Genomic DNA, 26,110 nt, shown 5'->3' with positions numbered 1-26,110 from the left:
CCCGGCGAGAAGGTCAGGCGTGCGTTTCCAGCCAGTCTTCCAGGGTATACAGGGTGGCGCCTTCCGCGGCCATATCCATAAACGCCTGTGCGCTGTCATGCGGTTGAATGTTCACCCCACGACAGCCGTCGGTGATGACGCTGACGGTATAGCCTAGCTGGAGGGCGTCCAGCACGGTGAACTTCACGCAGTAATCCGTCGCCAGACCCAGCACAATCAGTTCGGTGATTTCGTGATGGCGTAACCACCCGTCCAGCGCCGTTTTCTGGCGATGTCCGTTATCAAAGAAGGCGCTGTAGCTGTCGATAGACGGGTTTTCCCCTTTATGAAACACCGCGTCGATGGCCTTCTGATTCAGCAGCGGATGCAGCTGCGCACCTTCCGTCTGTTGCACGCAGTGATCCGGCCAGAAGGTTTGTGCCAGGCCGTCAAGTTCACCCTGCGTGAAGGGCTCAACGCCGTGCTGGCTGGCAAAACTGCCGTGATCAGCCGGGTGCCAGTCCTGGCTTGCGACGACCGCCTCACCCCGCGTTTTGCACCACTCAATCAGCGTATTCGCCACGTCTACGGTGCTGTCACCTTCAGCGACAGCCAGTGCGCCGCCCGCACAGAAATCATTTTGCAAATCGACCAGTAACAGGGCGCGTTGCGTCATGGTGCCTCCTTATTCGTCCGGCGTCAGTTCGCCGCGCAGGTTTTGCATCATCGCGCTGCGGATGGACTGAATGTCCAGATCCTGACTCAGTAAATAGTGAAGTTTAGTCAGCGTAGCTTCAACGGTCATATCGAATCCGCTGATAACGCCTGCATGCGCGAGGGCGTTACCGGTGGCGTAACCGCCCATGTTGACTTTACCGGACATGCATTGCGTCAGGTTAACCACCACGATCCCGCGCTCGCTCGCTTCCTGCAGCTCTTTCAGGAACTCGCCGTTCTGCGGGGCATTGCCCACGCCGTAAGAGCGCAGGATCAGCGCTTTCACCGGCTGGCGCAGGAAGTTACGCACCACATCTGCAGAGATACCCGGGTAAATCGTTACCACACCAATCGGTTGCGGCGTGATCGGATGAACAATCAGTTCGCCCGCCGTGCTCGGCGCAGGCGGGGTGCCAAGACGACGAATATGGATGCCCGCCTCCAGCAGCGGCTGCAGGTTCGGTGAGGCGAAAGCGTCAAAGCCATCGGCGTGCGCCTTCGTGGTCCGGTTGCCGCGATACAGTCGGTTGTTGAAGAACAGCGACACTTCGTTAATCGGGTAATTCGCTGCCACATACAGGGAGTTGAGCAGGTTGATCTGCCCGTCAGAACGCAGCTCCGCCAGCGGAATTTGCGAGCCGGTGACGATGACGGGCTTGCCCAGATTCTCCAGCATGAAGGAGAGTGCCGAGGCGGTAAACGCCATCGTGTCGGTACCATGCAGGATCACAAAGCCGTCGTACTGGTCGTAATGGGCTTTAATGTCGTCCGCGATATGCTGCCAGTCTTCCGGCGTCATATCGGAGGAGTCCATCAGCGGCTCGTATTCGTGAATGGTGAAGTCAGGCATTTCAGGACGGTGGAATTCAGGCATCAGCGCGAGCTGGCGCTGAAGGTGGCCGGAGACCGGGATATAGCCGTTTTCAGAGCGCTGCATACCGATGGTACCGCCAGTGTAGGCTACATAAATCGATTTCTTCTGCATGGTAGTGAGTTCTTGTTCTTCAAAAGAAAAAAATCCCCTCTTCACGGGAAGAGGGGACGGTGTTTAACGGACGTTTGCGCAGGTCAGACAAAACGCGTAACGGCTTTGTGGATCGTTAAAGGCCGCCAGTTTGTCGCTTTCCGCTTTCATCGCTTTAGCCGCCGTCGCGACTGGCGCAGGCAGATACGCCTGCAGCGCCTCAGGCAGCATGGCACGCACGGAGCCGGACATGCTGTTCATCACCAGGTCAAAGAACGACGGCTCGTCCTGGTAATACTCAACATGCCACTGCTTGAGCTTCGCCAGCTCGGCGGCTTTCTTCACCGCGTCATCAAAGTCGCCCAGGCTGTCTACCAGACCATTATTCTTCGCATCCTGGCCGGTCCAGACGTGGCCCTGCGCAATGTCGTCGATCTGTTGCGGTGTCTTTTTACGGGACTCTGCCACCAGCGTAATAAAGCGCTTGTAGCCGTTCTCGATACTGAGCTGCATCATCTCAGAGACTTCAGGCGGCAGCGATTTAGTGACCGACACATCCGCCAGCGGTGAAGTGGCAACGCCATCGGTATGGACGCCCAGATAATCCAGGCTGTTTTCCACGGTGTTAATCACCCCAAAGATGCCAATCGAGCCGGTCAGCGTGCTCGGGTTGGCGACGATGTAGTTAGCCGGGGTTGAAATCCAGTAACCGCCCGAGGCCGCCATTCCACCCATCGACACCACTACCGGCTTGCCGGCTGCACGTGCCGCGGCAAGTTCAGCGCGGATCACTTCAGAAGCGCTGACGCTGCCGCCAGGGCTGTTTACGCGCAGTACAATCGCCTTCACTTTCGGATCAAGGCGAGCATCGCGGATTTGCGATGCGGTGGTATCGCCGCCCACGTTACCCGGCGTTTCCTCGCCGTCCATGATGGCACCATTAGCAAAGACCACCGCGACGCTGTCACCGCTGTCATCCGGCTTTTTGGTCGCATAATCGTACATGCTGATGGCGCTGAAGTTTTTATCCTCTTTGCTCCAGCCAAACTGTTTGCTCAGTGATTTTTCGATATCCGCGCTGGTGCCCAGCGCATCGACCAGTTTGTTATCCAGCGCATATTTTGCGGTATCACCATCAACCTTGCGCAGGCCTTCCAGCACGCCCTGCGCGCCAGGGAACACCTGTTCAGCGGTTATCTGGCGGTTAGCGGCCACGGTGCTCAGATAGTTTTGCCACAGCTCACCAATCCAGCGGCTGTCCGCTTCACGGGCCGCAGGGGACATATCATCACGAATAAACGGCTCCACGGCGGATTTATAGGTTCCGACGCGGAAGACGTGGGTGGTGACTTTCAGTTTGTCGAGCAGCGATTTGTAATACAGACCGTTAGTGGCAAAGCCATGCAGATCGACCGTACCCTGCGGGGAGAGCCAGATTTTATTGGCGAAGCTGGCCAGATAATACTGCCCCTGGCTGTAGCTGTCCCCGACCGCAATCACCGGCTTGCCGCTGTCGCGGAATTCGCGCAACGCTTTACCAATGTATTGCATTGAAGGCTGGTCGCCGCCGGCAAAATCTTTCAGATCCAGCACGATGCCGGTAATGTTGCGGTCATCTTTTGCCTGACGAATGGTGTCGACGATATCAAACAGGGAGTTTTCCTGAAGACGGTCTGATGTCGCGCCAAACAGCTGACGGCCAATAACGCCCAGACGATTGCTGGTGGACGGCTTATCGACGATGACGCCCGTGATATCAAGTAACAGCGCCCCGCGAGTCGAATGCTGCGCCTGATTTGCGTTGCTGATATGCATCCAGACGCCTGCGCAAACCAGAACCAGGAGGATGAAGAAGATATTCATCACCAGGTTGCGGACGAAGTTGAGCAGTCGCCACGTCCATTTAAAGAAACCGGCAATGATTCGCCAAAGGGTTCGCATGTATTCTCCCTAACCAGAAAATGACTGTTTCCGTCGCCACGGGACGGCAATGTGCGGTTATCGTAATGACCCAACCGTCACTTGTCAGCAGGAATCGCCTGCTACGCTGTAACAAAATCTGCCGCCGTGTTAATTTTGTGAGTAAATTTCAAGAAAGGAGTTAACCAATGGACGCACTTGAACTGCTTGTTAACCGCCGTAGCGCTTCACGTCTCACCGAGCCGGCGCCGGCAGGGGAGCAACTGGAGAATATTCTGCGTGCCGGCCTGCGTGCACCGGATCATGGTACGCTGCAGCCATGGCACTTCTTTGTGATTGAAGGTGAAGGCCGCGATCGTTTCAGTCAGATACTGGAGCAGGGAGCGGTTGCCGCAGGTCAGGATGAGAAGGGTATTGAGAAAGCCCGCAGTGCACCATTCCGTGCGCCGATGATCATCGCTGTCGTGGCGAAATGTCAGGCCGACCACAAAGTACCGGTCTGGGAGCAGGAAATGTCTGCCGGCTGTGCCGTCATGGCAATGCAAATGGCCGCCGTGGCGCAAGGGTTTAACGGTATCTGGCGCACAGGGCCGCTGATCAACAGCCAGCCGGTTCGCGACGGATTCGCCTGTGGCGAACATGATAAAATTGTCGGCTTCCTCTATCTCGGCACGCCTCAGCTTAAAGCCTCCGCCACCATTAATGTGCCGGACACCACGCCTTTCGTCAGCCGTTTCTGATAACGCGCGCTAAACTGTCTGGATTCTGAGCATCTGCCGCAGAATTCAGACAGTCATACTTACCTCTTTATGGAATGAGCGCTACCATAGCGCGATTGAGATGACAGGAGATGTCCATGAGCGAGCAAACCATTCGTTTAACGCAATACAGCCACGGAGCCGGTTGCGGTTGTAAAATTTCCCCGAAAGTGCTGGAGACCATTCTCCACAGTGAACAGGCGAAGTTTGTCGACCCGAACCTGCTTGTCGGTAACGAAACGCGTGACGATGCTGCAGTTTATGACCTGGGTAACGGCACCAGCATTATCAGTACCACCGACTTCTTTATGCCGATTGTCGACAACCCGTTCGATTTCGGGCGTATTGCGGCCACCAACGCCATCAGCGATATTTTCGCCATGGGGGGCAAACCGATTATGGCGATCGCCATTCTGGGCTGGCCGATTAACACCCTTGCCCCTGAAATTGCCCGTGAGGTGATCGAAGGGGGGCGTTTTGCCTGCCAGCAGGCGGGGATCGCGCTGGCCGGTGGTCATTCTATCGATGCGCCGGAGCCGATCTTCGGTCTCGCGGTCACGGGCGTGGTGCCCACCGAGCGCGTGAAACGCAACAGCACCGCGCAGGCGGGCTGCAAGCTGTTCCTCACCAAACCGCTGGGCATTGGTGTCCTCACTACTGCGGAGAAAAAATCGCTGCTGAAGCCGGAACACCAGGGGCTGGCAACCGAGGTCATGTGCCAGATGAATCTCGCGGGTGCGGCTTTCGCGAATATCGACGGCGTGAAAGCCATGACCGACGTGACCGGTTTTGGCCTTCTCGGACACCTCTCCGAAGTGTGTCAGGGCGCGGGCGTACAGGCGCAGGTCTGGTATCAGGACGTGCCGAAGCTGCCGGGTGTGGAGGAGTACATTGCAGCGGGCGCCGTTCCGGGCGGTACCCAGCGTAACTTTGCCAGCTATGGTCATCTGATGGGCGAAATGCCTGAAGCGTGGCGCAATCTGCTGTGCGATCCGCAAACGTCCGGTGGTTTGCTGCTGGCGGTCACGCCAGACACTGAAGCCGACGTCCAGGCGACGGCCGCAGAGTTTGGTATTACCCTGACGGCGATCGGTGAACTGGTGACCGCGCGCGGTGGCCGACCGATGATTGAGATCCGTTAATTCAATGCGGTTGTTTATTGCCGAAAAGCCGAGTCTGGCCCGTGCCATTGCCGATGTGCTGCCGAAGCCGCATCGCAAGGGCGACGGCTTTATCGAATGCGGTAACGGGCAGGTGGTCACCTGGTGTATCGGTCACCTGCTTGAGCAGGCGCAGCCGGATGTCTACGACAGCCGCTATGCCCGCTGGAACCTCAATGACCTGCCCATCGTCCCTGAAAAATGGCGCCTGCAGCCACGGCCTTCCGTCACCAAACAGCTCAACGTGATTAAACGTTTTTTGCATGACGCGACGGAAGTCATCCACGCAGGTGACCCGGACAGGGAAGGGCAACTGCTGGTGGATGAGGTGCTGGACTATCTGGAGCTGGCGCCGGAAAAACGCCAGCAGGTCCAGCGCTGCCTGATTAACGACCTCAATCCGCAGGCCGTGGAGCGGGCCATTTCACGTCTGCGCGCGAACAGCGAGTTTATTCCGCTGTGCGTTTCCGCGCTGGCCCGCGCTCGTGCGGACTGGCTTTACGGGATCAACATGACCCGCGCCTACACCATTCTGGGGCGTAATGCCGGTTATCAGGGCGTCCTCTCCGTCGGGCGTGTGCAAACGCCGGTGCTGGGGCTGGTGGTGCGTCGTGACGAAGAGATTGAGAATTTCGTCGCCAAAGATTTCTTTGAGGTTAAAGCGCATATCGTCACGCCGAAAGACGAGCGCTTTACCGCCGTCTGGCAGCCAAGCGATGCCTGCGAATCGTATCAGGATGAAGAGGGGCGGTTGCTGCACCGTCCGCTGGCGGAGCACGTGGTCAACCGGATTACCGGTCAGCCTGCTATTGTCACCAGCTATAACGATAAACGGGAATCAGAACCCGCGCCGCTGCCGTTCTCGCTTTCCGCGCTGCAGATTGAAGCGGCGAAACGCTTCGGTCTGAGCGCGCAGAACGTCCTTGATATCTGCCAGAAGCTCTACGAAACCCACAAACTCATTACCTATCCGCGTTCGGACAGCCGGTATCTGCCGGAAGAGCACTTTGCCGGCCGTCACTCGGTGATGAACGCCATTGCCGTTCACGCGCCGGATCTGCTGCCACAACCGGTTGTGAATCCGGACATTCATAACCGCTGCTGGGATGATAAAAAGGTGGATGCCCACCATGCGATTATCCCGACGGCGCGCACCAGTAACGTTAACCTCACGGAAAACGAAGCGAAGGTGTATAACCTGGTGGCTCGTCAGTACCTGATGCAGTTCTGCCCGGACGCAGTGTTCCGCAAATGCGTGATTGAGCTGGAAATTGCCAAGGGGAAATTTATCGCCAAGGCGCGTTTCCTGGCGGAGGCTGGCTGGCGCACGCTGCTTGGCAACAAAGAGCGTGACGAAGAGAATGACGGCACGCCGCTGCCGGTGGTTGCCAAAGATGACGAGCTGCTGTGTGAGAAAGGCGAAGTGGTTGAACGCCAGACCCAACCGCCGCGCCACTTCACCGATGCGACACTGCTCTCGGCAATGACCGGGATCGCCCGTTTTGTTCAGGATAAGGATCTGAAGAAGATCTTGCGTGCCACCGACGGACTGGGCACGGAAGCGACCCGTGCGGGCATTATCGAGCTGCTGTTTAAGCGCGGTTTTCTGGAGAAAAAAGGGCGCTATATCCACTCGACTGAACCGGGGCGCGCATTGATCCACTCACTGCCTGAGCTGGCCGCAAGGCCGGACATGACGGCACACTGGGAATCTGTGCTGACGCAAATCAGTGAAAAGCAGTGTCGCTATCAGGACTTTATGCAGCCGCTGGTGGGGACTTTGTACGAGCTGATTAACCAGGCGCGTAATACGCCGGTGAAGCAGTTCCGGGGGATGGTTGCACCGGGTGGTGCGCCGAAGAAACCGTTCAAAAAGAAAAAAAGCGCAGCCTGATGTGCTTTCGGTTGTCGCCCTCTCCCGACGGGAAAGGGCGACAGCGTGCTTATATAACCCCTTGCCCCATCATCGCATCCGCGACCTTCACGAACCCGGCGATATTTGCTCCGCGCACGTAGTTGGTTTGCGATGCCTCACCGCCGTACTCGACGCAGGCGTGGTGAATATCCAGCATAATGTGGTGCAGACGCGCATCCACTTTCTCTGCCTTCCAGCCGAGGCGCGCGGCGTTTTGCGCCATCTCCAGGCCAGAGGTCGCCACGCCGCCGGCGTTCGCGGCTTTGCCCGGCGCAAACAGCACGCCAGCCTCAAGGAACAGATCGGTCGCTTCGATGGTGGTTGGCATATTCGCCCCTTCGGCCACGGCCTTCACGCCGTTGGTAATCAGGGTACGTGCGGCCTCGGTATCCAGTTCGTTCTGGGTCGCACATGGCAGGGCGATATCGACCGGCACGCCCCACGGCTGTTTACCTTCGAGCCAGGTCAGACCAAATTCACGGGCATAATCCGCCAGACGGCCGTCGCGGCTGGCTTTAATGTCGCACAGGCGTGCCAGCTTCTCGGCCGTAAAACCGGCTTCATCCACCACGGTACCGCGTGAATCTGACGCGGTAACCACGCGGGCACCAAACTGCATCGCCTTCTCAATAGCGTACTGAGCCACGTTACCGGAGCCGGACACCGCCACGCGCATACCTTCAAACCCTAAGCCGTGGCGCTTCAGCATCGCCTCGGTAAAATAGACCAGCCCGTAGCCGGTGGCTTCCGGACGGATCAGGCTGCCGCCAAAGGAGAGCCCTTTGCCCGTAAAGACACAGGCGCTATTATTCGAGAGCTTTTTCATCATGCCGGCCATAAAGCCCACTTCACGCGCACCAACGCCGATATCGCCCGCCGGAACGTCAGTATCGGGACCAAGATGACGATAGAGTTCGGTCATCAGCGCCTGACAGAAACGCATCACTTCGCCTTCGCTTTTGCCTTTCGGATCGAAATCACTGCCGCCTTTCCCGCCGCCCATGGGCAGAGTCGTAAGGGCATTTTTAAACGTCTGCTCAAAGCCGAGGAATTTTAAAATCGACAGATTCACGGAAGGGTGGAAACGCATCCCGCCCTTAAACGGGCCGATGGCGGAATTAAACTGCACGCGCCACGCGCGGTTAACCTGGACCTGATTACGGTCATCTACCCAGGTCACGCGAAACTGGATCACGCGCTCCGGCTCCACGAGGCGCTCAAGCAGTGACATCTGGCGATAACGCGGGTTTTCTTCAAGGAACGGCCATAACGTGGTCATGACTTCACGTACGGCCTGCGCAAACTCACTTTGATGCGGGTCGCGCTGTTGAACATAAGAGAGGAAAGTTTCCAGAGAGCGTGTCTGATCCATAGATATAAGAACCCCTTATATTATTTTATGTATATTGCTTATACGAATTGTGTTGTTTTTTTGACTATACCATCCGTACCGCTTTGTGAAGCAAGCAGAAATGTATGCCGAAAGGGAAATTAATCAGCGGGGCTGCGTCATAACCAAAAGCGATGACGAGATAAATTAAAGGTTCTGCACCGGTTTACCGTTATAGTCTTTATCAGGGCACAACAGGAAGATAAGTCTATGAACCGTTACGTGATAACCGCGTTATGTTTGATGTTTACCGCAGGCGCGCAGGCAGACCGCATTCGCCCGGATGTGGACGTGAATGTGCCGCCGGAGGTGTTCAGCTCCAGCGGCCAGCGAGCGCAGCCGTGTAACCAGTGCTGCATCTATCAGGATCAGAACTATTCGGAAGGGGCAGTGGTAAAAGCGGACGGCATTCTGTTGCAGTGCCAGCGTGATGAACGCACCATTAGCACGAATCCGCTGGTCTGGCGTCGCGTAAAACAATAAACGCCTCCAGCAGCGGGATGTCCGCAGGCGCTAAGTTGAAACCAAATGCATCTTCGGGCGTACACCACACCAGCGCACTGTGGTAATGCGCCGTCAGCGCGCCGCTGAACGCCGGAACGTGCCAGGCGTGAAGGTTGATTAACCGCTGTGACACCTCACGCTGATGGCTTGCCACATACTCACCTGGCTGCGCGTGGATGCCGAGCTCTTCGTGCAACTCGCGGACAAGCGCCTCGGGCTGCGTCTCACCGGCTTCTACTTTTCCGCCTGCGAATTCCCACATGCCCGGCTGGTCGGCATGAGCCGGGCGCTGGGCCAGTAAAATTTTGTTGTCTTTTTCGATGATTGCCGCAACGACATCGACTGTTTTTAGCATGGTCGTCAATACTTGTTAGCGAAAAACACCATATTATCGTGCCCTTTCTAAGAGTCCAGCCATCAGGAGAATCAGGTGAAAGAGACGTCCACCTGGGTAGATCCCATCGCCACCCTTCCGGTCAGCATAAAACCGATTGCCGCCATGCAGAAAAAACACTTTGGTGCCGTGCTTAACCCCACGCGCTGGTGGGGAAGGATGCCACGTCTTTTTTGGCTGGTGGCATTGTTCGTCGGTTTTCTCGAACGTCGTCACGCGCGCCTGTCGCCGGTGCTTCGTTCGCTGTTAATGACCCGGGTATCGCAGCTTTGTCACTGTGCTTTTTGTATCGATGCCAACAGTTTGCGCCTGGCGGAACGCTCGGGCGCATTGGATAAGGTTCAGGCCGTCAACGCGTGGCGTGATTCCGCTCTTTTTAGCGAAGAGGAGCGTGCAGCGCTGGCCTATGCCGAGGCTGTCACCGCGACGCCGCCCCGCGTGGATGACGAAATCAAAAGTGAGATCACACGCCATTTCAACGAGGACGCGATCGCCGAAATGACGGCGCTGATTGCGTTTCAGAATCTCTCTGCACGCTTTAATGCCGCACTGGACATCCCGGCGCAGGGGTTATGTGCCACGTTTAAAGAGGATCCCCATGCTTGATCGTCATCTGCACCCGCGGATTAAACCCACGCTCAACCGGCTGGTGTCAGTACTGGATAAGCCGGGGATCACGCCTGACGGATTAACCCTGACCGGGTTTGCCATAGGCGTGCTGGCCTTACCGTTTCTGGCCCTCGGCTGGTATCCGGCGGCGCTCGTCGCCATCGTGCTGAATCGCCTGCTGGATGGTCTGGACGGTGCGCTGGCGCGACGGCGCGGGCTGACGGATGCGGGAGGCTTTCTTGATATTGCCCTCGATTTTCTGTTTTACGCGCTGGTTCCCTTCGGATTCGCGCTGGCGGCCCCCGCAGAGAATGCGCTTGCCGCTGGCTGGCTGTTGTTTGCCTTTATCGGTACCGGGAGCAGTTTTCTGGCATTTGCCGCGCTGGCAGCGAAACACAACATCGACAACCCCGGCTACGCGCATAAGTCGTTTTACTATATTGGTGGGTTAACGGAGGGGACGGAGACGATCGCGCTGTTTGTGCTGTGCTGCCTCTTTCCGGCGCACTTCAGCGTGCTGGCGTGGATATTTGGCGCGTTGTGCTGGCTGACCACCACAACGCGCATCTGGAGCGGGTATGTGACGCTGAAGTCACTTACCCGTTAGCGTGAACTTTCTGGCCCGCGTTTTCCGCTGGAGACGGGGTTCTGTGGATGACTGCTCCACTCGTACCAGCCGCCGTCATAGACGGCGACATTTTTCCAGCCCATCGCCCGTGCGTACATAAACGTCTCGGACGCACGCCAGCCGGTGCCGCAGTAAAACGCGACGTGCTGTTCCGGCAGGATGTTCCAGGTTTTCCACATGGCGGCGATGTCGTCAGCGCTGCGCATGGTGCCATCCGGATTATGGAAATCTTCCATATGGGTGGCGTCGCTACCGGCATGCCCCCAGCGGGCACCGGCAATCTCACCTTTTGGCTTGATGTAGCTGTAGCCGCTGGTTTCGCCGATGAACTCCGGCCAGGAACGAATGCTGACCAGCGACGCGTCCTGGCGATGCAGCATCCCGCGTGCTTGCGCCATATCCACCATCAACTGCGGCTGGCCAGGGATCGGTGCACCAAAATCGGGGGCGGGCTTCACGTCTTTGGGCATTCCCCGTTCAACCGGCAGACCCGCGTCAGACCAGGCTTTCCAGCCGCCATCAAGAATGCGGACGCCCTTCACGCCCGCATACAGCATGATCTGCGCCACGCGGGCGGCGGCATATACGTCACGGCCATACAGAATGACGGTCGTATCGTGACGGATCCCGTGCTTCGCCAGCATCGCTTTTAGCATGTCGTCAGAAACTTTATTCCACAGCGGTTCGCTTTCCACTTCGTTGGTATCAATGTAGCCGGCACCGGGAATATGGTTCAGCAGATAAAACTTCGGCGCGCCCCATGCGGCTTCAATGACTTTCCAGTCGCCCGTCGGCGCGGCAGTGACGGGTTTACCCTGCTGAAGCTGGTGGATCCACTCCGGGTAGACGAGTTGTTCAAAGTGCGGCAAACGCTGCAGACGCTCAGGTACCTGCAGGGCATCGTTGAGCACGGAAATCTGGTGGTAGCCGGCTTTTTCCAGCCGCGCTTTGACCGCCTGATTATCGGCGTCGCGACCGTAGAGCGCGATCGTCATGGCCGGCGTAAGCTGGTGCTGTCTGGCCCAGACGGCAATCTGGTCATCGCTCATCGCGCCAAGCCAGGAGGCGGAAAGGTTAAGTGCGGCGGGCTCATGCCCGGAGGGCGCGCTCAGCGTTTGCGGCCAGCCGTTGTAAAACGCGCTGGCGCGGGTGTCGATCACCGCGCCGTGTTGTGCCTGAAGTTGAGACAGCGTCATGGCGTGCGGCATATCAGCAGCCAGAGAGGAAAATGAAGCGAGGCCGCACAGCATGGCCAGCGCGGTCAGTTGAGAAACACGTTTCATCGAATAACCTGACGTCAGTAAAAGAGGGGGGCATTGTCGTCTCTCCTGAAAGGTAAAACATTGCGTTAGCACATTATTGCCAGCGAGAAATCTCAATCACTTCGCCGCCCGGGGGCACGTCTTCGTCGTCATGCGTGACCAGAACCACCGGAATATTGCGTGCGCGGGTAGTGTCAAATACCCATGCCCGAAACGAGGCGCGTAACGCATTATCGAGACGGCTGAACGGTTCATCCAGCAGTAACGCCTGCGGCTCTGCAAGCAGGGCACGCAGCAGACTGACCCGGGCACGTTCGCCGCCGGAAAGGGTCGCCGGATCGCTGGCGTAATGCCCGGCAAGCCCGGCAGAACCGAGCGCCTGCTCGACCGCTTCCCGCCGCGCTCGTCCGACAATCCGTTCAGGTAATGCCAGCAGCAAATTTTGTCCGACGCTGAAATGGTCAAACAGCAGGGCATCCTGAAAGAGGATCCCCAACCCGCGGGCCTCCACGGGCAGTCCGTCGCAGCGACGTTCATCAAGCCACAGTTCGCCCTGAGCCTGAAAGTCGTCTGACAGTGCGCCCACCATCCAGGCAAAAAGGGTTGATTTTCCGCTGCCGGAAGGCCCCATCAGCGTGACTATTTCGCCGCGTGGCACACAAAAATTGACCTCGCGGAAAAGCGGTTCAATGGTGAGATTGCTGACCTGCAGCATTAACGTAATCCTCGTCGGTAACGGCTTGCGAGCCGGGATAGCAGGGCGGCGAGGGCAAACACGCTCCCCGTGACCAACAGCAACCCCAGCGCCCGGTTAGCCAGAAGCGGAATGCTGCCTCCACTGCTGAGCGCCACGGTTTCAGTGGTCAGCGTCGCAAAACGGCCTGCGCCCAGCCAGAGGGTTGGCATGTATTGCGCCATGCTGACGGAAAACCCGGTCGCGAAAGCCAGCAGCGCCGGGCGTACCAGCAAGGGGCATTTCAGTAAGCAGAAGATTTTTCCCCGCCGCCAGCCGAGCGTTCTGGCGGTAAGGATCAGCCGGGGATCGATCCTCTGCCAGGCTGGCTGGAGGACCAACAACATCCACGGTAAAACCCACAGCAGATGGCTCCACAGCACGGCGGCATAGTGCCCGTCGATACCCAGTCGCAACGCGATAACGTATTGCCCAGTAACGAGGGGCAGCGCCGGCAGCGCCAGCGGCAACCACACCCACTGTGTGCCTCGCTGCGGTCCCCACTCAAGCCAGAGAACAATTACCCCCAGCGAAATCAGGCTGGCGAGCAGGCCAAAGGAGAGACTGGTGCCAACCGCACCGATGTCGTCCCGCTGCGCCAGCATGAGCAGCACGACCGCGCAAAGCACCCCGCAGGCGGGCAGAAATCCGCTGAACAGACGCGCTGGTGGCGCGATAAGCGACATTCGACGGCGTCCGCTCAGGTCCGGTAACGTGCGACGCCAGAGTCTCCATGCGCCGTAACCCAGTGCAGAAAACGCGGCCAGCAGCAGAAGGAGAAGCAGGCACAGCAGCGTTCCCTTTGTCTGCTGCTGCGCATCGCCCTGACTGAGCCACTGCCACGCCAGTACGGCAAGCGTCGGGGGATTGCCAGGCCCGAGCACCATCGCCACGTCCACAACCGACAGGGACCAGGCCAGCACCGCCAGCATCACCGCGCCAAGAGCCGGCGCGATCGTTGGAAGGATGAGCCAGTTCAGCGCCTGAAAACGCCCGTAGCCGAAGGTATGCAGCACGACCTTTTGCTGCGCAAGGCGTTTTTCCGGCAGGACGGCGTAAAGGGCCCACAGCACAAACGCGCTCTCTTTTACCGCAAGCGTCAGCCCCAGCCCTGCACCGTATCGGTCAAGCGGCGGCGTACAGACGCTACACACCTGATACAACAGGCCCCCTTCGGCAAACAGCAGTAAAGCGCTGGTGGCAAAGGCCACATGAGGAACGGCGAGCAGCCACGTCAGCCGGCTGCTGAGCCGTCGCCAGCGCTCGCCCGGCCACAGGAGGGCCACGATCACCAGAGCGATAAACATCGACCCCAGCGTCGCGATAAGCGTTGAGACCAGCGTGGCGACCGTAGCCTGTGGCAGCTGCGGGTCGTTAAACAGCAACTGCCAGTTGTTCAGCGAGAATGCCGGGGCAAACAGTATGGCGGCGGCGGGAAGCAACGGCAGATAGATGACCGCCATCGCCAGCCAGACGAGCCAGCTCAGCGGGTGCCGTAACGACGCAGCCATTCCTGCTCCAGCGCGTTAACCCAGGCAGCGTGCGGCTCGGGAAGCATTTTTGGCAGCCCTGCCGGCGTATGGGCAGTGAGCTGCTTCGCTTCTTTTTCGGGCAGTGTTTTCGCATCCAGTACGCTCGGGTCTCCCCAGATGGCCGGGTCGGCCTTGCGGATTTGCGCCTGCGGTGAAAGGAGGAAATTGGCGACCACCTTCGCACCTGCGCTTGCGCTGGCATTCGACGGAATGGCCACAAAATGGACGTTGCCTATCATTCCGTTGTCAAAACCAACGCTGTAGCTGTCGGCAGGCAGTTCACCGCTGGCCACTTTTTGCTGCGCATGTGCCGGGTTAAAGGTCAGGGAGAGATTGAGGCTACCGCTGGCAAGCAAGGTATCCATTCTGGCGGGCGAGGGAGGAAAGTCCTCTCCCTTTCTCCACAGCAGCGGGTGTAATTTGTCCAGGTAGTGCCACAGCGGAGCCGTCACCTGGGCAAATGTGTTATCAGGGGCTTTTTGCAGCGCCTCCGGGTGAGCGGTGAGGGTCAGGAGCAACTGTTCCAGAAATGCCGTACCGGTAAAATCGGGCGGGCGTGGGTAGCTGACTTTGCCCGGATGCTGCTGCGCATACGCCAGTAACGCCTGAGGATCGTTTGGGGGCGCAGGCAGGCTTGCGTGGCGGGCAATAAAGGTGAGCTGCGCACCGCCCCATGGGGATTCCGCGCCATCGGTGGGGACAGCAAAATCCTCCATAACCGGTTTACGGGTATCGACATAGCGCCAGTTGGGCAAGGTCTGCGCCCATCCGGTTTGCAGCAGGTTAGCGGCTTTCAGGGTACGGAAGTTCTCACCGTTGACCCATAAGAGGTCGACTGACCCGTTCGTTTTCCGGCCTGCGGCGGCTTCTGTTTGAATACGTTTGACCGCATCGGCGGCATCCGCCAGTGGGACGATTTTAAGGGTTATGTCGTAATGCGTTTTCATCTCACCGCTTACCCACTCGAGGTAGCGGTTTACCGCCCGATCGCCGCCCCAGGCGTTAAACCAGACGGTCTGGCCTTTGGCTTGTTGTTGGATAGCCTGCCAGTTGTCCGCTGCAAACAGCGGGGCTGCCAGCAGCAGACCGCTCAGAAACGTGCAAAAACGCACACGGCGCATAATGCCTCACTTTTTTGATGAAGGGGTAAAACGGGAAAACAGCCAGCGCGTCGCCAGCGGCAATAACCCCAGTAGTGTAAAGGCGAATATCAGTCCCGGCGATAAAATATCGCGAAGCGAATTCACTTTCCCCAGCGCGCGTCCGGCGTTCAGAAAGATAATGGTTGCAGGCAGCATGGCGACCTGGCTCACCCACCAGTAGCGACTGACCGCAATACGGGTCAGCCCCATGAGCAGATTCACCAGAAAAAACGGGAACAAGGGCATCAGTCGCAGGGCAAAAAGATACCCTGCACCGTCTCGCGCCATACCGGCATTCACCGTATTCATCTGCGATGTGAATCGCCGCTGTACCCAGTCGCGCAGCAGATAACGGCTGGCAAGCATCGCCAGCGTGGCGCCGAGGGTAGAAGCAAACGAGACCAGCAGGGTGCCTTCCCACAGCGTAAACAGCGCTCCCGCCAGCAGCGTCAGTATCGCCGCACCGGGTATCGACAGGGCGGAGACCAACACGTAGAGGGCGAAAAAGAAAAACGCGCTTTGCCACGGTGCCTGTTCCACGTGCGAGAGGAGCGACTGCTGGTGCGTTTTGATGGTTTCCAGGGAGAGCGTCCCCGGCGGAAGAAAGACGAAGGTCAGAACAAATGCGCCCAGAAGGGCGCACATCAGGAGTCTTTTTTGCGTGTTCACACGAGGTTACAGTTTGAATTTCGCCCAGACCGGCGCATGGTCAGACGGTTTTTCCATGCTGCGGATATCGTAGTCGATGCCGGTTTCGATGCAGCGTTCCGCCAGCGGCGGGCTGGCCAGCAGCAGGTCTATACGCAGACCGCGGTTGTCATCAAAGCCTTTTGAGCGGTAGTCAAACCACGAGAAGCGATCCTGCGTTTCCGGGTTGGCGGTGCGGAAAGTATCAACCAGACCCCAGCCGAGCAGGCGTTCCATCCACTCGCGTTCTTCCGGCAGGAAAGAACATTTACCGGTACGCAACCAGCGTTTGCGGTTCTCTTCTCCAATGCCGATATCGAGATCGGTCGGGCTGATATTCATGTCGCCCATGATCAGCACCGGATTCTCTTTTTTCAGTTCGGTGGTCAGGTAATCCTGCAGATCCTGATAAAACTTTGCCTTGGCCGGGAATTTTGTCTCATGGTCGCGGCTCTCACCCTGCGGGAAATACCCGTTAATCACCGTGATATTGCCAAGTGGTGAGGGAATTTCCGCCATGATGATGCGACGTTGCGCTTCGCCATCATCGCCCGGGAAGCCACGACGTACGGAAACTGGCGTCTCTTTGGTCAGCAGCGCCACGCCATAGTGACCTTTCTGTCCGTGATAGAAGACGTTGTAACCGAGCTTCGCCACCTCTTCGAGGGGGAACATATCGTCGTGAACTTTTGTCTCCTGCAGGCCGATCACATCTGGCTGATGTTGCTCAACAATTGCTTCAAGCTGGTGAGGGCGGGCACGCAGGCCGTTGATATTAAAAGAGACAAATTTCATAGTCGCTGCCAATGCAAGGTGAATAGTGCATGGATGGTAGCAGAATTTGCGTCAACTGTTACGGGGTTCGACCAATAACTGCGACAGATCATACCAACGGTGCAATATTTGCACCATTCTGACGCGCATTGCCCCCCAGCAGGGCGTAAAGAACCGATAAATTTCGCGAGCGATCACAATTCCAGAATTATATTTGGCTTCTGCATACTCTTTCTTATTTTCGTGCGGCAAAGCGCCGCTTGTCGTAAAAATATTCACTTTTTATGCAATAACAGTGAATAACTCCATATCGTAACTTATTGATATTCTGTAACCCTAACCCGTTTATGCATTTTTATCGCTGGCTGGCACGAAGGCTGCAATCTACATTCACAGTGCAAACACTCAATTATTTAACATCTAAATAACCTTTTATTTACCGGATGAGGTCGCTATGTCTCTGTCAATTACGCGTGAAAATTTCGATGAATGGATGATGCCGGTTTACGCTCCGGCGGCTTTTATTCCGGTACGGGGGGAAGGCTCACGCCTGTGGGATCAACAGGGCAAAGAGTATATCGACTTTGCAGGCGGGATTGCGGTAAACGCGCTGGGTCACGCGCACCCTGCGCTGCGTCAGGCGTTAAACGACCAGGCGGCGAAGTTCTGGCATACCGGTAACGGTTTTACCAACGAGCCCGCTCTGCGACTGGCGAAAAAGCTGAATGACGCAACGTTTGCCGAAAAAGTCTTTTTCTGTAACTCAGGTGCGGAAGCAAACGAAGCGGCCCTGAAGCTGGCGCGCAAATATGCACACGATAAATTTGGCGTTCATAAGAGCGGCATTGTGGCGTTTAAAAACGCGTTCCACGGCCGCACGCTCTTTACCGTCAGCGCCGGCGGTCAGCCGTCATACTCGCAGGATTTTGCGCCACTGCCGCCGGATATTCGTCACGGCGTGTATAACGATCTGCAGTCCGCCAGTGAGCTTATCAACGACACCACCTGTGCGGTGATCGTCGAGCCTATGCAGGGTGAGGGCGGGGTCCTTCCGGCGCAAAAAGCGTTCCTGCAGGGGTTGCGTGAGCTGTGCGATCGTCATCACGCGGTGCTGATTTTCGATGAAGTCCAGACGGGGGTGGGGCGTACCGGTGAGCTGTATGCCTATATGCACTACGGTGTAACGCCGGACGTGCTCTCTACGGCGAAAGCGCTGGGCGGTGGCTTCCCGATTGGCGCCATGCTGACCACTGATAAATTCGCCAGCGTAATGACCGTGGGTACGCATGGTACAACATACGGTGGTAACCCGCTGGCTACCGCCGTGGCCGGGCAGGTTCTCGACATCATTAACACGCCGGAAGTGCTCAAGGGCGTTAAACAACGTCATGACTGGTTTGTTGAGCGCCTGAACGCCATCAACAGCAAGACGGGACTGTTTAAAGAGATCCGCGGTCTGGGTCTGTTAATTGGCTGCGAACTCACACCTGAGTTTGCCGGAAAAGCTAAACTTATTTCACAGGAAGCGGCAAAAATGGGCGTGATGGTACTGATTGCCGGTGCCAACGTGGTGCGTTTTGCCCCTGCGCTGATTGTCAGCGAGGAAGAGGTGAGAACCGGTTTAGACCGTTTTGCACTGGCCTGTGAACATGTGAAGTCCGGGGTGTCATCATGATGGTCATCCGTCCCGTTGAGCGCGGCGATATCGCCGGGCTCATGCAGCTTGCCGGTAAGACGGGAGGCGGGCTGACCTCGCTTCCTGCCGATGAAAAAACGCTGTCGGCGCGCATTGAGCGCGCCCTGCAAACCTGGCAGGGGACGTTGCCAAAAAGCGAACAGGGTTATGTGTTCGTTCTCGAAGATACCGACACCGGTACCGTGGCCGGCATTTGCGCAATCGAAGTGGCCGTCGGGCTTAACGACCCGTGGTACAACTACCGTGTCGGTACGATGGTTCACGCCTCAAAAGAGCTGAACGTCTATAACGCGCTGCCCACGCTTTTTCTCTGTAATGACCACACGGGAGCCAGCGAGCTTTGCACGCTGTTCCTCGATCCTGCGTGGCGGAAAGAGGGCAACGGTTATCTGCTCTCCAAGTCGCGCTTCATGTTTATGGCCGCGTTCCGCGATCGTTTTAACGAAAAGGTCGTCGCCGAGATGCGCGGCGTGATCGACGACACCGGCTATTCACCTTTCTGGGAGAGCCTCGGCGAGCGCTTCTTCTCGATGGAGTTCAGCCGGGCGGACTATCTGTGCGGCACCGGGCAGAAAGCGTTTATCGCCGAACTGATGCCGAAACACCCCATCTATACCCATTTCTTAAGCCCACAGGCGCAGGCGGTGATTGGCGAAGTGCACCCGCAAACCGCGCCGGCCCGGGCGGTGCTGGAAAAAGAGGGTTTCCGCTACCGTAACTATGTGGACATCTTTGACGGCGGACCCACCCTGGAGTGCGATATCGACCGCGTGCGTGCGATCCGTAAAAGCCGGCTGGTTGAGGTTTCCGAAGGCCAGCCTGCACCGGGTGAGTGGCCAGCATGTCTGGTGGCTAACGAGCAGTACAACAATTTCCGCGCCATGCTGGTGCGAACCAACCCGAAATGTGAACGTCTGGTGCTGACGGCCGCGCAACTGGATGCCCTGAAATGTAACGCCGGCGACACGGTTCGCCTGGTGCGTCTCTGCCCTGAGGAGAAAACAGCATGACTTTATGGATCAACGGTGACTGGGTCACGGGCGAAGGCGAGCCGCGCATAAAGACCAATCCGGTCGGACAAGAAGTGCTCTGGAAGGGAAATGACGCCAGCGCCGGACAGGTCGAACAGGCCTGTCACGCTGCCCGTCGCGCTTTCCCGGGATGGGCGAAACAACCGTTCTCCGTACGTCAGGGAATAGTCGAGAAATTTGCATCACTGCTGGAGGCCAATAAAGCCGAATTGACGCGCGTTATCGCTCAGGAAACCAGCAAGCCGCGCTGGGAGGCGGCCACGGAAGTGACGGCGATGATCAATAAAATCGCCATTTCGGTGAAGGCGTACCATACCCGTACCGGCGAGCAACATACCGATATGCCTGACGGCGCGGCCACGCTGCGCCACCGTCCGCACGGCGTGCTGGCGGTATTTGGCCCCTATAACTTCCCGGGGCATCTGCCGAACGGGCATATCGTGCCCGCGCTGCTGGCGGGCAATAGCGTGATTTTCAAGCCGAGTGAGTTAACGCCACTGACCGGTGAAGTGGTGGTGAAGCTCTGGGAACAGGCTGGTCTGCCGCACGGGGTGCTCAACCTGGTGCAGGGGGGACGTGAAACCGGCCAGGCGCTGAGTGCGTTGAGTGATATCGACGGCCTGCTGTTTACCGGCAGCGCCGGAACAGGCTACCAACTGCATCGCCAGCTGGCGGGGCAGCCGGAAAAAATTCTCGCGCTGGAGATGGGCGGTAACAACCCGCTGATCGTTGAAGATCCTGATGATATCGACGCGGCGGTGCATTTGACCCTCCAGTCAGCGTTTATTACCGCCGGACAGCGCTGCACCTGCGCGCGTCGTCTGCTGGTGAAACGGGGTGCACAGGGCGATGCCTTCCTCGCGCGGCTGGTGGAAATCAGCGCGCGTCTGGTGCCTGCGCAGTGGGATGCCGACCCACAGCCATTTATTGGGGGGCTGATTTCCGAGCAGGCCGCGCTGAACGTGCTGAAAGCCTGGCAGGATCACGTGGCGCGCGGGGCGAAAACCCTGCTTGAGCCAAAGCAAATCAAGCCCGGAACATCGCTCCTGACGCCGGGCATTGTTGAGATGAGTGGCGCACGCAACGTGCCGGATGAAGAGGTCTTTGGCCCGCTGCTCTGCGTCTGGCGTTATGACGATTTTGACAGTGCCATTGAGATGGCCAATCACACCCGCTATGGCCTGTCGAGCGGTCTGATTTCCCCGCATCGTGAGAAATTTGATCAGCTGCTGCTCGAAGCACGCGCCGGGATCGTGAACTGGAATAAACCGCTTACCGGTGCGGCGAGTACGGCACCGTTTGGCGGGGTAGGCGCTTCGGGTAACCACCGCGCCAGCGCATGGTATGCCGCAGATTACTGCGCGTGGCCGATGGCGAGCCTGGAAACGCCTGCGCTGACGCTGCCGGAAACGCTGAGTCCGGGGCTGGATTTTACTCAGGGGGATCGTCATGAAAGCGCGTGAAGTTAACTTTGACGGGCTGGTGGGGCTGACGCACCACTATGCCGGCCTCTCGTTTGGTAATGAAGCCTCGACGAAGCACCGTTTTCAGGTCTCCAACCCGAAACTGGCAGCGAAGCAGGGGCTGCTGAAAATGAAAGCCCTGTCGGATGCCGGTTTCCCGCAGGCGGTGATCCCGCCGCAGGAGCGTCCGAACGTGGCGGTGTTACGTCAGCTCGGCTTTAGCGGCAGCGATGAGCAGGTTATCGAAAAAGCGGGTACGCAGACGCCGCACCTGCTTTCAGCGGCGAGCTCTGCCTCGTCGATGTGGGTGGCAAACGCTGCTACCGTTGCACCGTCGGCTGATACGCTGGATGGCAAAGTGCATTTAACGGTGGCGAACCTGAATAACAAATTCCACCGTGCTACCGAAGCGGAGACGACCGAGCGCGTACTGCGTGCGATTTTCCGTGATGAGGCCCACTTTGAGGTCCATCAGGCGTTGCCACAGGTGGCCATGTTCGGGGATGAAGGAGCGGCAAACCATAACCGTCTTGGGGGGGATTATGGCGATCCCGGCGTGCAGCTGTTCATTTACGGGCGAGAAGAGGGCGGCCATTCGGCGCCTGTCCGTTATCCCGCCCGCCAGACGCTGGCGGCAAGCCAGGCCGTCGCGCGGCTGAACCAGGTGAATCCCTCACAGGTGATTTTTGCTCAGCAGAACCCACAGGTGATTGACCAGGGTGTTTTCCACAACGACGTCATTGCCGTCTCTAACCGCCAGGTGCTGTTCTGCCATGAACAGGCGTTTGCCCATCAGGAGAAGCTGCTCGCTACGCTGCATGAGCGGGTGCCGGGGTTTATGCCGATTCAGGTGCCGACCCAGGCGGTCAGCGTGCAGGACGCGGTTGAAACTTACCTCTTTAATAGCCAGCTGTTGAGCCGTGAGGACGGCAGCATGATGCTGGTGCTGCCGCAAGAGTCGCAGGACCATAAAGGGGTGTGGCGTTATCTGTCTGAACTGGTGAAAGCCGATAACCCGATCGATGAACTGCGCGTCTTTGACCTGCGCGAAAGCATGGCCAACGGCGGCGGTCCGGCCTGTTTACGCCTGCGCGTAGTGCTAACGCAGAACGAAATGCAGGCTGTTAATCCGGCCGTGATGATGAATGAGACGCTGTTTAACTCCCTGAATGACTGGGTGGATCGTTACTATCGCGACAGATTAACGCAGGCCGATCTGGTCGACCCTCAGCTACTGCGTGAAGGGCGTGAGGCACTGGACGCGTTAACAACAATCCTGCAGTTGGGAGCGGTTTATCCGTTCCAGCGCTAAAGGAGTGGTTATGGAAAATTTACTGGCCTTGACACTGGCCGATGAGACCCCCGAACAGCGTGAGGGGGAGGGCCCCTCATTTCACTGGCGGTGGCTGGGCCGCGGCGTCCTTGAACTGACACCGACCGCGAAGAGTGAGTTATCGCTGCTGCTTTCAACCGGCATCCATGGCAATGAAACCGCGCCGGTTGAAATTGTCGACCTGCTGCTGCGCGCGTTGTATCGGGGAGATATCACCCTGCAGTGCCGTCTGCTGGTGGTGTTTGGCAACCCGCCTGCGCTGGCGCAAAACAAACGTTATCTTGAGAGCGACCTTAACCGCATGTTTGGCGGCCGCTGGTCACAGTTTGTGCCGGGCGATGAAACGTCGCGGGCGCAGTGGCTTGAGCACGTGGTTGCCACATTTTTCGCCGCGGCCGGTCCCGTGCGCTGGCATCTCGACCTGCATACGGCAATTCGCGCCTCTTATCATGTGCGCTTTGGTGTTCTGCCCCAGCGTAACCAGCCGTGGGAGGAGGCGTTTCTGAGCTGGCTGGGCGACGCCGGGCTGGAGGCTCTGGTGTTTCATCAGTCGCCGGGGGGCACATTTACCCATTTCACCTGTGAGCATTTCGGCGCGCTGGCCTGCACGCTGGAGCTGGGAAAAGCGCTACCGTTTGGCCAGAACGATCTCACGCGCTTCGCGCCAACGCACCTTGCGCTTCGCGCGCTGCTTGGAGGATTGGCACCCGAGCCAACGCAACAGACTGTCGTGCGCTATCGGGTCGTACAGCAGATCACTCGCCGCAGCGAGGCCTTCCGGCTGCATATGGCCGCCCACACGCTGAACTTCACCCCTTTTCGCAAAGGCGTTCTGCTGGCGGAAGATGGCGACGAGCGTTACGAGGTGCAGAAAACCACTGAATATGTTCTGTTCCCTAATCCATCGGTAGCGTTTGGCCTGCGTGCCGGGCTGATGCTGGAAAAAGTGTCCTGAACATTTCCCCTCTCATTGCCTGAGAGGGGAGCGTCAAAATATTTTTCTTAGCGATTAAAGCGCAATGACAACTATTGCAGAATATTCCTGGTGAATTGCTTTATTATTGGTCTTCACTTCGCTATACTTTTCTAAATTGCTTTGAAAATCATCATTTTGAATATTTTCGTTGCAACTCTCCATCCTTTATCCTTAATTCCTCCACATTTGGCGGTAATTTGTTTTTTACACTTTCATTGTTTTACTGTTGCTCTGATTAATTGACGATAAACCCCGTAAAGTTAATCTCGTCAACACGGCATAGCGCCGAAGAATAACTGAAAGTAAGGAAATAAATTATGCGTAAGTTTACTGCACTGTTTGTTGCTTCTACCCTGGCTCTGGGCGCTACCAGCATGGCGTTCGCTGCAGATACCGCGACCACCACCACTGCCGCGCCTGTCGAAGGCAAAATGATGATGCATCATAAAGGCAAGCCGGGTATGCACCACGAGATGATGATGTTTAAAGATCTGAACCTGACGGATGCACAGAAACAGCAGGTCCGCGACATCATGAAAAGCCAGCGCGACCAGATGAAACGTCCGTCACTGGACGAACGCCGCGCGATGCATGACATCATCGCCAGCGACAGCTTCGATAAAGCAAAAGCCGAAGCGCAGATCGACAAAATGGCTGAGCAGCATAAAGCCCGCATGCTGGCGCATATGGAAACCCAGAACAAGATCTACAACATTCTGACGCCGGAACAGAAAAAACAATTTAATGCCAATTTTGAGAAGCGTCTGACAGAACGTCCAGCAATGGAAGGTAAAATGCCAGCACCAACTGAATAATCGGTTCAACATCTTAAGACCGCCGGGATCCTGTCCACAAAAGCGCTAACGCTGTGGACAGGACCGGCGGTTTTTCTTTCCTGCCCTCTTGTCTGCCGCCGCCAGAGCGGTATTCTCCTGTAGTCGCTTCAGAGAATGTTTGCAGAGTCATGGCGTTATAATTTTTATTAACGTTCCGCTAAGGCCTGCCCGCTTTGCTGCCGATACTGTGTCTGTGAAAACCCAACGATAACAAACAAGACAGCAACGATAGCGATATCCTTGCCCTAGCACAGGTTGTGCCTTTCAGGAGTGGTGATGGAGTTCTTTGATATCCGTAAGATGCCGGTCAGCCTCTGGCGCAATGGCGCAGGCGAGACGCGGGAAATTTGTTGTTTTCCGCCCGCAACGCGCGATTTTTACTGGCGTGCCAGTATCGCGACCATCGCCAGCAATGGCGAATTCTCCTCTTTTCCCGGTGTCGATCGGGTGATTACCTTGCTTGAAGGGGGTGAGGTAACGCTGGATGCCGGTCAGGCGTTCTGCCATACCCTGAAACATCATCAGCCATACCATTTTTCCGGCGATCAGCCGGTGAAAGCGCTGCTTTCCGAAGGACGGATGTCGATGGATTTCAACATCATGACCCGGCGTGACCGTTGTCAGGCGAAAGTGCGTGTCGCTGACCGCACCTTTACCACGTTCGGCTCCCGCGGGGGCGTCGCGTTCGTGTTAAGCGGGGCGTGGCAGCTTGGCGATAAGTTGCTGACGGCCGATCAGGGCGCCAGCTGGGAGGAGGGCGTCCATACTCTCCGCCTGCTGGAGGCTCAAGGCACCTTATTATTCAGCGAAATTAACTGGCTGCCGGGGCACTAAGCTCTATGACCTCATACTTGCCGGTTAGCACGGGCTTGCAGAGAATTTTGTAGCCATCGTGGTCGAAACCGGCGGGTGTGCGCAGCAAGGTTGCCGCATCGTTTACATCGTCAACAGCACCCAGCCAGAGCCAGTTATTGATGATGTGATACTGGGTCATCGCGTCACCAACTTCTTTTAGCGCAACGGCACCCTCCCACGGCCAGCAGTTAACGCTAAGCGCTGCCAGCCCTGCGAGGAGCCGGGCGTGGTGTTCCTCAATGCTTTCTTTCCCGCAGCAGGCACCTGCGCAGCGCTTCAACGCTGAGCGGAAACAGGCACGCCCGCGGGTGGTTGCTTCGAGGCCTAGCAGGCTGTAGCACAGCTGTAACTCATCGGCCAGCGTTTGCAGAGCCTGCAGAGCCGCCCGTTTATTTGCGAACAGCCCGTAGAGATTGGGGGCGTGAGAAAAATCGACTTCGCGTGCGTAGACAACCTGCGGCTTACCGGCGTTTATCTGCAGGGAGCAGAGCTGCCGGTTGCGGCGCAGACGCTTATTGAACAGCGGCTGTTGCTCTTTGATCAGCCGGGCTTCCAGTAAGAGCGCGCCCATCTCTCCGGCGGTACGAAACCAGGTGATGCGTCGCGACTGGCGCAGCATTGCCGCCTCGTCTGGCGTACGCAGATGAGACATGACCCGGCTGCGAATATTTACGCTTTTGCCAATGTAGAGCGGAAGGGTGTCACTCTCACCGTGAAAGATATACACGCCCGGCTGTTTAGGCAGTTCCTCAAGCCAGGGGCGAAGATGTTCGGGATATTCGTAGATAGCCGCCGCTTCAAACTCAAGACGCGGGGCGGATTGACGCCTGCTCACATACTACTCCATATACT

The 26,110-nt window shown here is 57.5% G+C and carries 25 protein-coding genes; 13 read left to right on the top strand and 12 right to left on the bottom strand.

Translation table 11 applies throughout. From position 1 onward, the window contains the following. Positions 1 to 13: 13 nt before the first annotated feature. The 3 genes from pncA to sppA form a co-directional block, all read right to left on the bottom strand. Positions 14 to 655 carry a bifunctional nicotinamidase/pyrazinamidase gene (gene pncA / locus QE396_RS07885; RefSeq protein WP_309950633.1) on the bottom strand — a complete coding sequence of 214 codons (642 nt, stop codon included), beginning with the start codon at positions 653 to 655 and terminating at the stop codon, positions 14 to 16. Positions 656 to 664: 9 nt separating this feature from the next. Beyond that, positions 665 to 1,681: an asparaginase gene (gene ansA / locus QE396_RS07880; RefSeq protein ID WP_020884438.1), complete on the bottom strand. Its 1,017-nt coding sequence runs from the start codon at positions 1,679 to 1,681 to the stop codon at positions 665 to 667. A 63-nt stretch (positions 1,682 to 1,744) separates the two neighbouring features. Further along, entirely contained in the window at positions 1,745 to 3,601 is a 1,857-nt protein-coding gene (gene sppA, locus QE396_RS07875) for a signal peptide peptidase SppA (RefSeq protein WP_014169647.1), read from the bottom strand. 167 nt (positions 3,602 to 3,768) lie between these two features. On the opposite strand from sppA, the gene QE396_RS07870 reads away from it, so the two are divergent. From QE396_RS07870 to QE396_RS07860, 3 genes are all read left to right on the top strand, one after another. Further along, complete coding sequence (locus tag QE396_RS07870; RefSeq protein ID WP_309950630.1) at positions 3,769 to 4,320, top strand: NAD(P)H nitroreductase; 552 nt, start codon at positions 3,769 to 3,771, stop codon at positions 4,318 to 4,320. A gap of 116 nt (positions 4,321 to 4,436) precedes the next feature. Beyond that, positions 4,437 to 5,480 (top strand): selenide, water dikinase SelD, encoded by a 1,044-nt coding sequence (gene selD / locus QE396_RS07865; protein WP_309950627.1) that lies wholly within the window; start codon positions 4,437 to 4,439, stop codon positions 5,478 to 5,480. A 4-nt stretch (positions 5,481 to 5,484) separates the two neighbouring features. After that, positions 5,485 to 7,392 (top strand): DNA topoisomerase III, encoded by a 1,908-nt coding sequence (locus tag QE396_RS07860; protein ID WP_309950624.1) that lies wholly within the window; start codon positions 5,485 to 5,487, stop codon positions 7,390 to 7,392. 49 nt (positions 7,393 to 7,441) lie between these two features. Here QE396_RS07860 and gdhA read toward each other — a convergent pair whose 3' ends face one another. Beyond that, a complete protein-coding gene (gene gdhA, locus QE396_RS07855) occupies positions 7,442 to 8,785 on the bottom strand; it encodes an NADP-specific glutamate dehydrogenase (protein ID WP_014169652.1) in 1,344 nt (447 codons plus the stop codon). A 228-nt stretch (positions 8,786 to 9,013) separates the two neighbouring features. Between gdhA and QE396_RS07850 the strand changes: the two genes are divergently transcribed. Then, entirely contained in the window at positions 9,014 to 9,286 is a 273-nt protein-coding gene (locus QE396_RS07850) for a YnjH family protein (protein ID WP_032677956.1), read from the top strand. Here QE396_RS07850 and QE396_RS07845 read toward each other — a convergent pair. Then, positions 9,246 to 9,662: a pyrimidine (deoxy)nucleoside triphosphate diphosphatase gene (locus QE396_RS07845; protein WP_025204417.1), complete on the bottom strand. Its 417-nt coding sequence runs from the start codon at positions 9,660 to 9,662 to the stop codon at positions 9,246 to 9,248. The genes QE396_RS07850 and QE396_RS07845 overlap by 41 nt on opposite strands. Positions 9,663 to 9,737: 75 nt before the next feature. Between QE396_RS07845 and QE396_RS07840 the strand changes: the two genes are divergently transcribed. Together QE396_RS07840 and QE396_RS07835 are read left to right on the top strand one after the other, a co-directional pair. Beyond that, positions 9,738 to 10,307 carry a carboxymuconolactone decarboxylase family protein gene (locus QE396_RS07840; protein ID WP_309950620.1) on the top strand — a complete coding sequence of 190 codons (570 nt, stop codon included), beginning with the start codon at positions 9,738 to 9,740 and terminating at the stop codon, positions 10,305 to 10,307. Next, positions 10,300 to 10,917 (top strand): CDP-alcohol phosphatidyltransferase family protein, encoded by a 618-nt coding sequence (locus QE396_RS07835; protein WP_032677958.1) that lies wholly within the window; start codon positions 10,300 to 10,302, stop codon positions 10,915 to 10,917. Before QE396_RS07840 ends, QE396_RS07835 begins: the two co-directional genes overlap by 8 nt. Here the strand turns inward: QE396_RS07835 and QE396_RS07830 are convergent. The 6 genes from QE396_RS07830 to xthA form a co-directional block, all read right to left on the bottom strand. Then, positions 10,914 to 12,221: a rhodanese-like domain-containing protein gene (locus QE396_RS07830; protein ID WP_309950617.1), complete on the bottom strand. Its 1,308-nt coding sequence runs from the start codon at positions 12,219 to 12,221 to the stop codon at positions 10,914 to 10,916. The two genes, QE396_RS07835 and QE396_RS07830, sit on opposite strands and share 4 nt — an antisense overlap. A 73-nt stretch (positions 12,222 to 12,294) precedes the next feature. Continuing rightward, positions 12,295 to 12,915, bottom strand: coding sequence for an ATP-binding cassette domain-containing protein (locus QE396_RS07825; protein ID WP_047744471.1), 621 nt, complete (start codon positions 12,913 to 12,915; stop codon positions 12,295 to 12,297). After that, the gene (locus tag QE396_RS07820; protein WP_309950614.1) at positions 12,915 to 14,444 is read right to left on the bottom strand and encodes a thiamine ABC transporter permease; all 1,530 of its coding nucleotides are present in this window, start codon (positions 14,442 to 14,444) and stop codon (positions 12,915 to 12,917) included. The genes QE396_RS07825 and QE396_RS07820 overlap by 1 nt, the downstream gene beginning before the upstream one ends. Further along, positions 14,417 to 15,577 (bottom strand): ABC transporter substrate-binding protein, encoded by a 1,161-nt coding sequence (locus tag QE396_RS07815; protein ID WP_395017140.1) that lies wholly within the window; start codon positions 15,575 to 15,577, stop codon positions 14,417 to 14,419. The genes QE396_RS07820 and QE396_RS07815 overlap by 28 nt, the downstream gene beginning before the upstream one ends. Before the next feature lie 15 nt (positions 15,578 to 15,592). Continuing rightward, positions 15,593 to 16,252 (bottom strand): TVP38/TMEM64 family protein, encoded by a 660-nt coding sequence (locus QE396_RS07810; RefSeq protein ID WP_153852333.1) that lies wholly within the window; start codon positions 16,250 to 16,252, stop codon positions 15,593 to 15,595. A 30-nt stretch (positions 16,253 to 16,282) separates the two neighbouring features. Next, positions 16,283 to 17,089: an exodeoxyribonuclease III gene (xthA, locus tag QE396_RS07805; RefSeq protein ID WP_020884424.1), complete on the bottom strand. Its 807-nt coding sequence runs from the start codon at positions 17,087 to 17,089 to the stop codon at positions 16,283 to 16,285. 433 nt (positions 17,090 to 17,522) lie between these two features. Here xthA and QE396_RS07800 point away from each other — a divergent pair, with 433 nt between their 5' ends. From QE396_RS07800 to ves, 7 genes are all read left to right on the top strand, one after another. Continuing rightward, positions 17,523 to 18,743: an aspartate aminotransferase family protein gene (locus QE396_RS07800; RefSeq protein ID WP_309950608.1), complete on the top strand. Its 1,221-nt coding sequence runs from the start codon at positions 17,523 to 17,525 to the stop codon at positions 18,741 to 18,743. After that, positions 18,740 to 19,774 carry an arginine N-succinyltransferase gene (gene astA / locus QE396_RS07795; protein WP_044857183.1) on the top strand — a complete coding sequence of 345 codons (1,035 nt, stop codon included), beginning with the start codon at positions 18,740 to 18,742 and terminating at the stop codon, positions 19,772 to 19,774. The genes QE396_RS07800 and astA overlap by 4 nt, the downstream gene beginning before the upstream one ends. Beyond that, positions 19,771 to 21,258, top strand: coding sequence for a succinylglutamate-semialdehyde dehydrogenase (gene astD, locus QE396_RS07790; protein WP_020884423.1), 1,488 nt, complete (start codon positions 19,771 to 19,773; stop codon positions 21,256 to 21,258). The genes astA and astD overlap by 4 nt, the downstream gene beginning before the upstream one ends. Beyond that, positions 21,245 to 22,570, top strand: a complete 1,326-nt coding sequence (astB, locus tag QE396_RS07785; RefSeq protein ID WP_309950602.1) for an N-succinylarginine dihydrolase — start codon at positions 21,245 to 21,247, stop codon at positions 22,568 to 22,570. The genes astD and astB overlap by 14 nt, the downstream gene beginning before the upstream one ends. A 10-nt stretch (positions 22,571 to 22,580) precedes the next feature. Continuing rightward, on the top strand, positions 22,581 to 23,546 hold the full coding sequence (gene astE, locus QE396_RS07780) for a succinylglutamate desuccinylase (protein ID WP_279256845.1): 966 nt from the start codon (positions 22,581 to 22,583) through the stop codon (positions 23,544 to 23,546). 338 nt (positions 23,547 to 23,884) lie between these two features. Next, positions 23,885 to 24,382, top strand: a complete 498-nt coding sequence (gene spy / locus QE396_RS07775; RefSeq protein ID WP_020884420.1) for an ATP-independent periplasmic protein-refolding chaperone Spy — start codon at positions 23,885 to 23,887, stop codon at positions 24,380 to 24,382. Positions 24,383 to 24,679: 297 nt separating this feature from the next. Then, positions 24,680 to 25,237 carry an environmental stress-induced protein Ves gene (ves, locus tag QE396_RS07770; RefSeq protein WP_020884419.1) on the top strand — a complete coding sequence of 186 codons (558 nt, stop codon included), beginning with the start codon at positions 24,680 to 24,682 and terminating at the stop codon, positions 25,235 to 25,237. Here ves and cho read toward each other — a convergent pair. Further along, a complete protein-coding gene (cho, locus tag QE396_RS07765; protein WP_014169671.1) occupies positions 25,215 to 26,093 on the bottom strand; it encodes an excinuclease Cho in 879 nt (292 codons plus the stop codon). The genes ves and cho overlap by 23 nt on opposite strands. Between the last annotated feature and the right edge of the window lie 17 nt (positions 26,094 to 26,110).

The sequence above is a fragment of the Enterobacter sp. SORGH_AS_0287 genome, from assembly GCF_031453695.1.
GTDB lineage: Bacteria > Pseudomonadota > Gammaproteobacteria > Enterobacterales > Enterobacteriaceae > Enterobacter > Enterobacter ludwigii.
This window is presented reverse-complemented; position numbering and strand designations above follow the sequence as displayed.